The organism is Bacillus sp. 522_BSPC, assembly GCF_001076885.1.
In the GTDB taxonomy this organism is placed as follows: Bacteria; Bacillota; Bacilli; order Bacillales; family Cytobacillaceae; genus Niallia; species Niallia hominis.
In genome coordinates this window covers 1-13,041 of the sequence record NZ_JVDT01000190.1, presented here as the reverse complement: position 1 = coordinate 13,041, position 13,041 = coordinate 1, and the positions used below count along the sequence as shown (strand labels likewise).

At 36.6% G+C, this 13,041-nt stretch carries 13 protein-coding genes and 1 rRNA gene; all 14 read left to right on the top strand.

Translation table 11 applies throughout. The features are described 5' to 3' along the window. Window positions 1-114: 114 nt before the first annotated feature. Entirely contained in the window at window positions 115-1,335 is a 1,221-nt protein-coding gene (locus ADJ83_RS16145) for an ISL3 family transposase (protein WP_081836520.1), read from the top strand. A gap of 344 nt (window positions 1,336-1,679) precedes the next feature. Beyond that, entirely contained in the window at window positions 1,680-2,456 is a 777-nt protein-coding gene (locus ADJ83_RS16140) for a type III pantothenate kinase (RefSeq protein ID WP_031537148.1), read from the top strand. Between the two features lie 78 nt (window positions 2,457-2,534). Beyond that, window positions 2,535-3,413, top strand: coding sequence for an Hsp33 family molecular chaperone HslO (gene hslO, locus ADJ83_RS16135; protein WP_048718397.1), 879 nt, complete (start codon window positions 2,535-2,537; stop codon window positions 3,411-3,413). Window positions 3,414-3,740: 327 nt separating this feature from the next. Further along, window positions 3,741-4,676 (top strand): cysteine synthase A, encoded by a 936-nt coding sequence (cysK, locus tag ADJ83_RS16130; protein WP_031537151.1) that lies wholly within the window; start codon window positions 3,741-3,743, stop codon window positions 4,674-4,676. A gap of 167 nt (window positions 4,677-4,843) precedes the next feature. Then, window positions 4,844-6,256 (top strand): anthranilate synthase component I family protein, encoded by a 1,413-nt coding sequence (locus ADJ83_RS16125; protein ID WP_035416381.1) that lies wholly within the window; start codon window positions 4,844-4,846, stop codon window positions 6,254-6,256. Continuing rightward, the gene (pabA, locus tag ADJ83_RS16120; RefSeq protein ID WP_031537153.1) at window positions 6,253-6,837 is read left to right on the top strand and encodes an aminodeoxychorismate/anthranilate synthase component II; all 585 of its coding nucleotides are present in this window, start codon (window positions 6,253-6,255) and stop codon (window positions 6,835-6,837) included. The genes ADJ83_RS16125 and pabA overlap by 4 nt, the downstream gene beginning before the upstream one ends. 1 nt (window position 6,838) lies before the next feature. Beyond that, window positions 6,839-7,711: an aminodeoxychorismate lyase gene (pabC, locus tag ADJ83_RS16115; RefSeq protein WP_048718399.1), complete on the top strand. Its 873-nt coding sequence runs from the start codon at window positions 6,839-6,841 to the stop codon at window positions 7,709-7,711. Next, complete coding sequence (folP, locus tag ADJ83_RS16110) at window positions 7,708-8,541, top strand: dihydropteroate synthase (RefSeq protein WP_031537155.1); 834 nt, start codon at window positions 7,708-7,710, stop codon at window positions 8,539-8,541. The genes pabC and folP overlap by 4 nt, the downstream gene beginning before the upstream one ends. Continuing rightward, the gene (folB, locus tag ADJ83_RS16105; RefSeq protein WP_031537157.1) at window positions 8,534-8,899 is read left to right on the top strand and encodes a dihydroneopterin aldolase; all 366 of its coding nucleotides are present in this window, start codon (window positions 8,534-8,536) and stop codon (window positions 8,897-8,899) included. Before folP ends, folB begins: the two co-directional genes overlap by 8 nt. Then, on the top strand, window positions 8,896-9,423 hold the full coding sequence (folK, locus tag ADJ83_RS16100) for a 2-amino-4-hydroxy-6-hydroxymethyldihydropteridine diphosphokinase (protein ID WP_048718395.1): 528 nt from the start codon (window positions 8,896-8,898) through the stop codon (window positions 9,421-9,423). The genes folB and folK overlap by 4 nt, the downstream gene beginning before the upstream one ends. After that, the gene (locus ADJ83_RS16095) at window positions 9,372-9,587 is read left to right on the top strand and encodes a helix-turn-helix domain-containing protein (protein WP_031537159.1); all 216 of its coding nucleotides are present in this window, start codon (window positions 9,372-9,374) and stop codon (window positions 9,585-9,587) included. Before folK ends, ADJ83_RS16095 begins: the two co-directional genes overlap by 52 nt. 26 nt (window positions 9,588-9,613) lie before the next feature. Further along, complete coding sequence (gene dusB, locus ADJ83_RS16090; protein ID WP_048718393.1) at window positions 9,614-10,615, top strand: tRNA dihydrouridine synthase DusB; 1,002 nt, start codon at window positions 9,614-9,616, stop codon at window positions 10,613-10,615. A 190-nt stretch (window positions 10,616-10,805) separates the two neighbouring features. Beyond that, entirely contained in the window at window positions 10,806-12,296 is a 1,491-nt protein-coding gene (gene lysS, locus ADJ83_RS16085; RefSeq protein WP_031537161.1) for a lysine--tRNA ligase, read from the top strand. Window positions 12,297-12,853: 557 nt separating this feature from the next. Further along, window positions 12,854-13,041, top strand: a 16S ribosomal RNA gene (locus ADJ83_RS16080); the annotation flags it as partial.

Genomic DNA, 13,041 nt, shown 5'->3' with positions numbered 1-13,041 from the left:
GGCTCTATAATATTTGTTGGGGTTGTCCTACAATTTGTATGCAAAAAAATACACGCATACATCCAATTCTTTTATACTTGAATTGTCGAGAAACAAGTAAAGAAATGGAGATGCGTGTATATGAATTTTAACATTTCTATTCCAGGATTAAAAGATGTGCTGGTAAAAAACGTAGAAGAAGTAGGAGAATATATTCATGTTTATGTAGAGATGGAGCGTAAACCGCACTGTTGTCCAAAGTGTGGCAGTCAAACCAATCGAATTCATGATTATCGCATTCAAAAAATCAAACATTTGAAGTGGTTTGAACGAAAAACGCTGTTGTTCTATAAAAGAAGAAGATATGTTTGTGCTTGCGGAAAGCGATTCTCTGAAATGAACACGTTTGTAGAGTGTTATCAGCGTAGTACGATCGAATGGAACCAGGCAATTGCAATCAAAGCAATAAAAGGAAAAACATATAAAGAGACGGCAGAAGTTTATGGAACATCCCCAACAACAGTTGTTCGTCGTTTCGATCAAATAGCCAAAGAAGCAATTCATCCGGTCACAGAGCTGCCAAAAGTGATAGCTATTGATGAGTACAAAGGCGATACCAAGGAAGGGAAATATCAATTAATTATAGCTAATGGAATCACAAGAGAACCAATTGACATTCTTCCAAATCGGTATAAAAAAACGATTAAACGGTACCTTCAAAAACATGGAGCGCAAGTACAAATCGTAATCATGGATATGAGTCCATCCTTTAAAGCAGCTGTACAAGAAGCTCTGGGTAAACCAGTTATTGTAGCGGACAGGTTTCATTTTTGTCGATATATTTATTGGGCATTAGATAAGGTTAGGCGACGTGTCCAACAAAACTTTCATGCGTATGATCGTAAGAAGTGTAAGAGAATGAAACATGTCTTTCATAAAGCAAAAGATAAGTTAAATAATGAAGAACGTTGGCTTCTAGAGAGATATCTATCTATGTCGGAAGAATTAAAGCAGGCCTATGAACTGAAAGAAGCCTTTCGAGCATGGTTTACAAGGGCTAAAGAAATTGGAAGCACACAAATTAAGAAGGTCAAATATGAACTCGAACAACTTTTAATAAGATTTAAAACCGAAGGTATTTTAGAGATGTCTGATGTAATAAAGACATTCAAGAATTGGCAGACGGAGATACTCAACAGCTTTGTGTACAATTACTCAAATGGTTTTCTTGAGGGGATTAACAATTCCACCAAAGTAATCAAACGAAACGCATTTGGATTTAGAAGTTTTGAGCGCTTTCGTGCCAAGATATTATTAACACATCAATTTAAGGGAATTGGAATACATGTTGGATAAAAACTAGAGAATGAACATTTGTATGTTTGGAGGGTCTAAGACCTTCCAAACATACAAATGCCACCAAGCTTAAGCGCGGTAGCCTAGTATTTTACCCCAACAATTGACTTAGAACCTTTATAAGCAACCGTTGCTTTACACTTTGTCTCTTTCCTGTTGTGTGTTATGATATGTCCAGTATTGGAAAAGACCGTTTATTTATGGCTTTAGGAAAGTGAGTTCTTTGTATGGTGCTTTTCTAGAAAAGCACTTTCTCAGGGCTATAGAATTTAGATGATATAGTAAGCAGAGCTATATGAAATGGGATTTTACCGAATGAAATTAATAAAAAAGTGGTGACCATAATGATTTTTGTCTTTGATATTGGAAATACAAATATAGTATTAGGTGTATATGATAAGGAAGAATTAAAGCATCATTGGAGAATTGAAACGAATCGTTATAAAACGGAAGATGAATATGGTATGATTATTAAATCTTTATTCGACCATGTTGGTTTAACCTTTTCCGATATTACTGGGATCGTTATTTCATCTGTTGTTCCTCCTATCATGTTTTCTTTGGAAAGAATGTGCCAAAAGTATTTTCAGTTGAAACCGTTAGTGGTTGGTCCAGGAACGAAAACAGGTTTAAACATAAAGTATGATAATCCTAAGGAAGTAGGAGCGGACCGCATTGTCAACGCAGTCGCGGCGATACATGAATATGGAAGTCCGTTGATTGTGGTAGATTTCGGTACAGCTACAACTTTCTGCTATATAAATGAGCAAAAGCAATATATGGGTGGAGCGATAGCACCAGGAATTAATATTGCTACAGAGGCTCTGTATTCTAAAGCGGCTAAACTGCCGAGGATTGAAATCGCACGTCCTGAGGGGGTTATTGGTAAAAATACCGTTTCTGCCATGCAATCAGGGATTCTTTTCGGCTATGTAGGGCAGGTTGAAGGGATTGTTAAGAGAATGAAAGAAGAAAGTGCAGTTCAGCCTAAAGTCATTGCTACAGGAGGATTAGCAAATCTTATAGCAAAAGAATCAAACATTATTGATGAAATTGATCCGTTTCTTACATTAAAGGGATTACAGCTTATTTATAAAAAAAATAAGGATACACTAAAATAAACAGAGAAGTTCATACTTGAGCTATTTAACGGAATAATGAATCCGTTGATTAATTGCTAGAAGACAAAGGAGTAAATTATGAGTGATTATTTAGTAAAAGCGTTAGCGTTTGATGGGGAAGTTCGTGCGTATGCAGTAAGAAGTACAGAAACAGTAGGAGAAGGTCAAAGAAGACACCATACTTGGCCAACTGCTTCCGCTGCTTTAGGTAGATCTTTAACAGCAACAGCGATGCTAGGAGCTATGCTTAAAGGAGATCAAAAATTAACGGTAAAAATCAATGGTGGTGGACCAATTGGTCTTATTCTGGTAGATGGTAATGCAAAAGGAGAGGTGCGTGGATATGTTAGCAACCCTCAAGTGCATTTTGACTTAAATGAGCATGGAAAATTAGATGTAAGAAGAGCTGTTGGAACAGAAGGGACATTGTCAGTTGTAAAAGATATCGGGATGCGTGATTACTTTACAGGGCAAGTTCCAATCGTTTCTGGAGAGCTTGGAGAAGATTTTACTTATTATCTATTTAATTCTGAACAGGTACCATCTTCTGTTGGAGTAGGAGTATTAGTGAATCCAGATAATAGTATCTTGGCTGCTGGAGGTTTTATTATTCAATTAATGCCTGGTGCGCAAGATGAAACGATTACGAAGATTGAAAAACGATTGAGTGAAATTCCGCCAATATCTAAATTAATTGAAAAAGGCTTAACTCCAGAGGAACTTCTTGAAGAAATTTGTGGGCAGGACAATGTAAAAGTAATCGAAAAAATGCCCATTTCGTTTACATGTACATGCTCAAAAGAGAGATTTTCTCATGCAATAATCAGTTTAGGCCAAGCGGAAATTGAAGATATAATTAAAACAGATGGTCAAGCAGAAGTAGAATGTCATTTCTGTAATGAGAAATATATATTCGCTAAAGAAGAATTAGAAAAAATGCTAGAAGAAGCAAAGTAAGAAACTAAGATTAGGCAGTCTCAAAGAATGGTTTGCTAAAAATCATATCTGGAGGCTGTTTTTTTATGTTTATAAAGGTAGTATGGTGAACGGTGTCGTTTTATAAATAGTAAAGTAGGATAAAAACATATATTGCTGGAGGAGAGAGCGACAAAGATGCCTTTAATAGATGAGGTATTGCGAAAATTTCTACAATAACGTTGCGTATGTTTGAATGATTAATTTTCGGAAAATACAAACATATTGATTGACAAATGATGGTGTTATTTGATAAATTAATATTATAAAACCAATTAAAATACTCGGAATAATAAGGGGAGATAGAAAATGTCAAAAATCGCAAATTCTGTAGTCGATCTTATCGGTGGAACACCTATTGTTAAATTAAACCGTTTAGTAGAAGATGAGTCCAGTGCAGACGTTTATTTAAAATTAGAATACATGAACCCAGGCAGCAGTGTAAAAGACCGTATTGCGCTTGCAATGATTGAAGCAGCTGAAAAAAGTGGGGACTTAAAGGCTGGCAGCACAATTATTGAGCCTACTAGCGGAAATACAGGAATTGGTCTTGCTATGGTCGCTGCAGCAAAAGGTTATCGTGCGATTTTAGTTATGCCAGAAACAATGAGTATGGAACGCCGGAGATTATTGAAAGCTTACGGAGCTGAATTAGTATTAACACCGGGACCAGAAGGTATGGGTGGAGCTATTCGTAAAGCAGAGGAATTAGCAAAAGAAAACGGCTATTTTATCCCGCAACAATTTAAAAATATTTCTAATCCTGAAGTACATAGATTAACAACAGGACCAGAAATAATTGATGCTTTCGGTGACGAAGGTTTAGATGCGTTTATTGCTGGTATTGGTACAGGCGGAACAATCACTGGTGCTGGGGAAGTATTAAAGGAAAAATATAAAGATATCAAAATTTATGCAGTAGAGCCTGCTGATTCTCCCGTTTTATCAGGCGGTAAGCCAGGTCCTCATAAAATTCAAGGTATCGGTGCTGGGTTTGTTCCAGATATTCTAAATAGTGAAGTGTATGAAGGGATTATTCAAGTTTCGACAGAACAAGCATTTGAGTATGCTCGTCGTGCAGGGAAGGAAGAAGGCGTGTTAGGTGGTATTTCTTCTGGTGCGGCTATTTATGCCGCTTTACAAGTAGCGAAAGAGTTAGGAAAAGGGAAAAAAGTATTAGCAATTATCCCAAGTAACGGAGAACGCTACCTAAGCACACCTCTTTATCAGTTTGATGAAGAATAAGCATAAAAGTTAAAAAGTAAAATGCCTCCCTTCAAGGGGGCTTTTTTGCTTTTTTATATAAAAAGTAGTATTAAAAAATTGCGTAAATAGATACGTGATTTTTTTGTATTTTACTTTATGTATCCTGTATGATGAGAACAGATAAATGTTGAAGGAGAGAAACCTGATTGAAGAATTACAAGATATATAGTAAGACGATTTCTCTGACATATGAGCAGTTCTTTAAGCAATTTTTATCCCTTGCGGAAGGTGAATCACATTATGTTTTATTAGAAAGCGGTCGCGGTGGAAGGTATAGCATTGGTGCTTTTTCACCAGTTGTAAAAATGATCGGTAGATATCATCGTTTAGAAGTGATAGATGAGCAGGGAACTAGATTCATCAAAGGGAATCCACTTCATGCAATAAAAGAAGTAATGAATCAATATGTTGTTGAGTCTAAATCGGAGCTACCTGATTTTCAAGGGGGTGCGCTTGGGTTTATTAGTTACGATTATATTCGGTATATCGAAAAAATTCCTAACCAGACAAAGGATGACTTAAATATTCCTGATGTATTCTTTTTATTATTTGAAGAGTGGTTTACTTATGATCATGAAGAAAATAAGCTATGGATTTCTGGTTTATATGTAGAAGATCAGCTAGCTTTCATTCAGGATAAAATAAAAACCTATGCAAAGGGATGGGCAGAAGAGAATAAAACCGAATATCCGCATGGGAATATTGGGAAATCTGAGGGTCTGAAGGTATCGATTGAAGATAATGAATTCCAACAATCCGTTCGCAAGATTCAGCAATATATTTCCGCGGGAGACGCATTCCAAGTTAACTTATCCGTTCGGCAAGCCAAGCCTTTGCATGTATCTGCGCTCGAGGTCTACAGACAACTGAGGGTTTTGAATCCTTCTCCATACATGGGCTATTTCCATACACCAGAGTTTCAGTTAGTAAGTGGTTCACCAGAGCTTCTAGTTAAAAAGAAGGGACAGGAAGTGAGTACACGACCGATAGCTGGAACGCGATCACGGGGGGAAAACGATGCTGAGGATATAGCTCTTGCTAATGAATTGATGGAGAGTGAAAAAGAAAGAGCAGAGCATGTGATGCTAGTCGACCTAGAAAGAAATGATTTAGGAAGAGTATGTGCATATGGGAGTGTTCAAGTAGACGAATTTATGGTAATCGAAAAGTATTCCCATGTGATGCATATTGTATCTAATGTAAAAGGAAAGCTTTCAGAAGAAAAAGATGAGTACGATCTCATTGATAGCATGTTTCCAGGTGGAACGATTACAGGTGCACCGAAGATACGAACGATGGAAATTATTGAAGAACTAGAGCCAGTTCGACGTGGACCGTATACTGGTTCTTTAGGGTGGATTGGTTATAATCATGATGTAGAGCTAAATATTATGATACGGACGATGCTGGTGAAGGAAAACCGAGCATATGTTCAAGCCGGTGCAGGAATTGTGATCGATTCCATCCCTGCAAATGAATACAAAGAATCGATGAAAAAGGCTAGGGCACTCTGGAATGCGAAAGAATTAGCTGAAGAGAAATTGGGTGGCAGCAAATGATATATATGATTGATAACTATGATTCTTTCACTTATAACCTTGTGCAATACCTAGGATCATTAGGGCAAGAATTAAAAGTGAAAAGAAATGATGAAACCTCTTTAGAGGAAATAAAAAAAGAAAATCCGGCATATTTGATGATTTCTCCAGGACCGTGTAGTCCTAATGAAGCAGGGATAAGTTTAGAGGCAATTCAATCCTTTGCTGGTGATATGCCAATCTTTGGAGTATGTTTGGGTCATCAAGCAATTGGACAGGTTTTTGGAGGGGAGGTTGTACAAGCAGCAAATTTAATGCATGGAAAAACCTCTCTCATTTATCATGATAATAAAACGATTTTTCAAGGCTTACCTAACCCTTTTTCCGCTACACGTTATCATTCCTTGATTGTGAAAAAGGAAACATTGCCTTCTTGTTTAGAAATCTCTGCTTGGACAAAGGAAGGAGAAATCATGGGGATTAGACATAAAGAACTTCCAGTTGAAGGGGTGCAGTTTCACCCAGAATCAATTATGACAGAGATTGGTATGGAATTATTGGAAAATTTTATTCAATATTATAAAGAAGGAAGTAAGAAATAAAATGTTTATGTACATAAATGGGCAGGTTGTTAGCGAGGAAGAAGCGGCTATCTCTGTTTTTGACCATGGCTTTATGTATGGACTAGGCTTATTTGAAACATTTCGTGTATATGAGGGACATCCTTTTCTATTAGATGACCATCTTTGCAGGTTAAATGAAGGTTTAAAAGAGATGAACATCCAATTATCTTTTGAAAGAGAAGAAGTGGTCGCTATTATTCAAAGTCTATTGAAAAAAAACAATATTAATAATGCTTATATTCGCTGGAATGTTTCAGCTGGAAATGGAATGATAGGACTTCAAACAGATCCATATTTAGAACCAAATACAATCGTGTATATAAAACCCCTTCCACCAGCAAATGGGATGCCGGAAAAAATAGGACAGGTAGTGACGATTCCAAGAAATACACCAGAAGGGGTTTTTCGCTTAAAATCTCATCATTTTTTTAATAATATCTTGGCGAAGCGAGAGATTGGTGCAGATATGACAATCGAAGGATTTTTTTTAACAAAAGAAGGCTATGTTGCTGAAGGAATAACTTCCAATCTTTTTTGGGTTATCAATGAAGTGCTTTATACTCCTAGCCTGCAAGCTGGTATATTAAATGGAATTACGAGACAGTTTGTTTTAAGCCTTGCAAAGAGCATGGGTTTAGTAGTAAAAGAGGGGATGTTTCCGTTGGTTATGCTTGCAGGTGCAGAAGAAGTATTTGCAACGAATTCTATTCAGGAAATCATCCCAATAAAAAAAATAGATGGATATGACTATAAAGGAGTAGAAGGCAAGGTTGTTGCTAAGCTTTATAAGGAATATAGAAAGCATTCCACTCAATTATGGTCGAAAGAAGAGCTAGGAGGAATAAAGGAATGATAAATAAAATAGCATGTGGTCCGTACACATTGGATTTTGAACAAAAAACAATGGTAATGGGTATTTTAAATGTAAATCCTGATTCCTTTTCTGATGGCGGTAAATTTAACAAAGTTGAAACAGCATTAAACCACGCTCGTCAGATGGTAGAGGATGGGGCGGATATTATCGATATCGGCGGAGAATCTACAAGACCTGGCTATACAGAAATTTCAATCGAAGAAGAATTAGAGCGAGTAATTCCTATTATTGAGCGATTAACGGGAGAGGTAGATGTTCCTTTATCAATTGATACATATAAAGGAGAAGTAGCGAGACAGGCTTTGCAAGCAGGAGCGCATATTATCAATGATATATGGGGAGCAAAAAGAGACCCAAAAATGGCGTCCGTTGCAGCTGAATTTCAAGCTCCAATTATTTTAATGCATAATAGGGATAATCTTAACTACTCGTCTTTTTTAGAAGAGGTAGTAGCTGACTTGCAGGATAGTATTGAGATTGCAAAGGCAGCGGGGGTCCCTTTTGATAATATTATTCTTGATCCAGGTATTGGCTTCGCGAAGGATTTAAACAGAAACATAGAAATGATGCGCGGGTTAGATAAGCTTGTTGATATGGGGTATCCTGTGCTGCTTGCAACTTCAAGAAAATCATTGATTGGGAATGTGTTAAATTTACCTGTAACGGAAAGAGTAGAAGGAACAGGGGCTACTATTTGCTATGGTATTCAAAAAGGATGCCATATTATTCGTGTCCATGATGTGAAAGAAATGACACGCATGGCTCGTATGATGGATGCTTTAATGGGAAAGGGAGAATACGGTGGATAAGATAATATTAAATCAAATGGAGTTCTATGGATATCATGGAGTATTTAAAGAAGAGAATAAGTTAGGTCAGCGTTTTATCGTAGATTTACAAGTAGAAGTGGATTTAGCGAAGGCTGGAGAAACAGATGACTTACAATATTCGGTTAATTATGGCCAGCTTTTCTTTGACGTGAAGGAAATTGTTGAAGGTAAGCCATATCAATTAATAGAAGCAGTTGCAGAAAATATAGCAAAGAAGCTTTTGGTATCTTATTCCCTTATTGAAAGTATTACCGTTCGTATTATTAAACCAGATCCTCCAATTCCAGGTCATTATAAATCGGTTGCTGTGGAAATTACGAGGAGCAGAAAAGGATGAATAATGTTTACTTATCATTAGGCTCAAATATAGGCAATCGATTGGAATACTTACGCGAGGCTGTACAAATGCTTCATAATCATAAGCAAATTAAAGTGGTAAACATTTCCTCTGTTTATGAGACCGACCCAGTAGGATATGAGGAACAAGCACTATTTTTGAATATTGTTGTACAGATTGAAACATCATTAAAGCCTTCTTCGGTATTAGAGGAATGCCAAAGTATCGAAAACGAACTTGGGAGAAAAAGGATAATTCGATGGGGTCCTAGAACAATAGACCTTGACATTTTATTGTATAATCACGAAAATATAGTATCAGATAAGCTAATAATTCCACATCCGAGAATAGAAGAGCGAGCATTTGTTTTAGTTCCGCTAATAGAAATTGCTCCAGACATAAAGTTACCGAATAAATCAATGCGTTTAAAAGAAAGTTTGAAGCTTTTGCCAGATAGAGAAGGAGTAAGGGTATGGAAACAACAGAAAAATGGGGAAGACGTATTCGAGCTTTTCGAAAGCTAAAAGGATATACACAGGAAAGTCTAGCAAAAGAGCTACTTGTTTCTGTTTCTATTTTAGGGGAGATTGAACGAGGTAATCGTATGCCTTCGGAAGAGATGATTGATTCTATTGTAGGTGTGCTAAAGATAACAAGAGAAGAATTAGATCCACATCAAAGTAAATAAGCACTGTCCATCAAGGAGGTAAAAGTTTGTTTAAAATAGGAAATGTTGAAATAAGCAACCGTGTTGTACTTGCACCAATGGCAGGAATTTCAAATTCTGCATTTCGTTTAACAGTGAAAGAATTTGGAGCTGGTCTTGTTTGTGCGGAGATGATAAGTGATAAAGGGATTGTTTTAAAGAATAAGAAAACGATGGATATGCTTTATATAGACGAGCGGGAAAACCCATTAAGCTTACAAATTTTTGGTGGAGAAAAAGAAACGCTAGTGGAAGCGGCACAATTTGTTGATAAAAATACCAATGCGGATATTATCGATATTAATATGGGCTGTCCTGTGCCGAAGATTACAAAATGTGATGCGGGTGCTAGATGGTTGTTGGATCCAGATAAAATCTATGATATGGTTTCTGCGGTTGTAGAAAATGTAGATAAACCAGTAACGGTCAAAATGCGTATGGGATGGGATGAAGACCATATATATGCGGTTAGAAATGCTCAGGCGGTTGAAAAGGCAGGCGGAGCAGCCGTTGCATTGCATGGTCGCACGCGTGTTCAATTATATGAAGGAACAGCAAATTGGGATATTATCCGTGAAGTAAAACAATCGATTAATATTCCTTTATTGGGAAATGGCGATGTGAAAACACCCCTAGATGCGAAAAAAATGTTAGATGAGACGGGCTGTGATGGGGTAATGATTGGGAGAGCAGCACTAGGGAATCCGTGGATGATTTATAGTACAGTTAAGTATTTAGAAACTGGAAAATTAGTGGGTGATCCATCTGTTCGCGAGAAGATAGATGTGTGTATTCTTCATCTGGATCGTTTAATGAGCCTAAAAGGTGAGTATGTAGCAGTTAGAGAAATGCGAAAACATGCTGCGTGGTACTTAAAAGGTATAAAAGGAAATGCAAAAGCAAGGACTGCGGTTAATCAATGTGAAACAAGAGAGCAGTTAGTAACATTATTAAATGCACTAGTATTAGAAGTGGAAGCGAAAGAACAAACCGAAATCCAAGTAGGTTAATTTTTAAGGTAACTGTTTAAATTTCCTGTAATATGTGCAAAAATAAAGCTGTTGGATAAAAATCTGACAGTTTTTTTTCTTTTTTAGTGTCTGTAAACGTGACATTGTGTAGAATAATAAAGTATGTATAAAATTGAACGATTCCTTTTTTAGGTGATCATACATAAAAAGATAGTGGAGATGATTAAGCATGAGTCATGATGAATTAAACTTAAATGACCAATTACTAGTGAGACGTAACAAAATGAATGAGTTACGCGAACAAGGAATAGATCCGTTTGGTAAACGTTTTGATAGAACTCATTTATCTGAAGGGTTAAAAAAACAATATGAATCTCTAGAGAAAGAAGAGCTAGAGGAAAAAAATATTACTGTAACAATTGCTGGTAGAGTAATGACGAAAAGAGGAAAAGGAAAAGCAGGGTTTGCTCATATTCAAGATCTTGAAGGACAAATTCAACTATATGTTCGTAAAGACAATGTAGGAGAAGAGCAATATGCTATTTTCAACGCTGTAGACTTAGGAGATATCGTTGGTGTTGAGGGTGTTTTATTTAAAACAAATGTAGGGGAGCTTTCCGTTAAAGTAAAAGATTTCACGCTACTTACAAAAGCGTTGCGCCCGTTACCGGATAAATTCCATGGTTTAAAAGATATTGAACAACGTTATCGTCAACGTTATTTAGATTTAATTTCAAGTGAAGAAAGTAAGCATACATTTATTCTTCGCAGTAAAATTATTCAATCTATGCGCCGTTATTTAGACAGCCACGGTTATTTAGAAGTAGAAACACCGATGATGCATTCCATTGCAGGAGGAGCATCTGCACGTCCTTTTATAACACATCATAATGCGTTAGATATGCCTTTATATATGCGTATAGCTATTGAACTTCACCTTAAAAGATTAATAGTTGGTGGGTTAGAAAAAGTATATGAAATTGGTCGTGTATTCCGTAATGAAGGTGTATCAACAAGACATAATCCAGAATTTACAATGATTGAGCTTTATGAAGCATATGCTGATTATCGTGATATTATGAGTCTTACAGAAAATTTAGTAGCTCATATTGCACAAGAAATCCATGGTTCTACTACAGTAGCATATGGAGATTATCAAGTCGATTTGAAGCCAGAATGGACAAGACTTCATATGGTAGATGCAATTAAGCAATACACAGGTGTAGATTTCTGGCCGGAGATGAGTGTAGAAGAGGCAAGAAAATTAGCTAAAGAGAATAATATAGAGATTAATGATAATATGACATATGGCCATATTGTTAATGAGTTCTTCGAGCAAAGAGTAGAAGAAAAATTAATTCAGCCTACATTCATTTACGGACATCCGTTAGAAATTTCGCCATTAGCGAAGAAGAATGAGGAAGACCCTCGTTTTACAGATCGATTTGAATTATTCATCGTAGGAAGAGAGCATGCGAATGCCTTCACTGAATTAAATGATCCAATTGATCAAAGAGAAAGATTTGAAGCACAATTAAAAGAGCGTGAGCAAGGAAATGATGAAGCACACTTAATGGATGAGGATTTTGTAGAGGCTTTAGAATATGGAATGCCTCCTACAGGTGGGTTAGGAATCGGCATTGACCGTCTTGTTATGCTGTTAACTAATTCTCCTTCTATAAGAGACGTGTTATTATTCCCGTTAATGAGACATCGTTAATACAGAGACGTGGTACCTGCAGAAAGGTACCACGTTTTTTATTTTCTTTAAATAGTTGTTATGTTCGACTTCTAATATCTATTGATTCGCACAATGTCATGTAATAGAAGAGGTAGGGGTAGTGCGGGTTAGGGAAGAGGTAAGGAGTCAAATTAAAGTAGACAATACACTATAGAAGATAGTAAAAGCGAAGGGGGGGTTAAGAGCGGTATTTGTAGAGTATTTACTGTTATTTTAAAAGATTTATAAGAATTAACGTGTAATCAAATAATAAGAATATTTTTTCTTTTAAAAAGTAGTTGCATAGAGTATGAAACGGTGGTATATTAATATTCGTTGCTGAAACAAGCAATGATGAAAGAAAAAAGAAATTTAAAAAAATGTTGACTTCGAGAATGACTTCTGATAATATTAAAAAGTCGCCGATGACGACATGAAACAAATTGCTCTTTGAAAACTGAACAAACAAACGTCAACAATAATCGTTTTATAACGAATGTTATAGAATGACAACAAGTAATAAAAAGCTAGAGTTTAGCAATGAGCTAATCAACTCTTTATTGGAGAGTTTGATCCTGGCTCAGGACGAACGCTGGCGGCGTGCCTAATACATGCAAGTCGAGCGGACTTTAAAAGCTTGCTTTTAAAGTTAGCGGCGGACGGGTGAGTAACACGTGGGCAACCTGCCTGTAAGACTGGGATAACTTCGGGAAACCGGAGCTAATACCGGATAATCCTTTTCTAC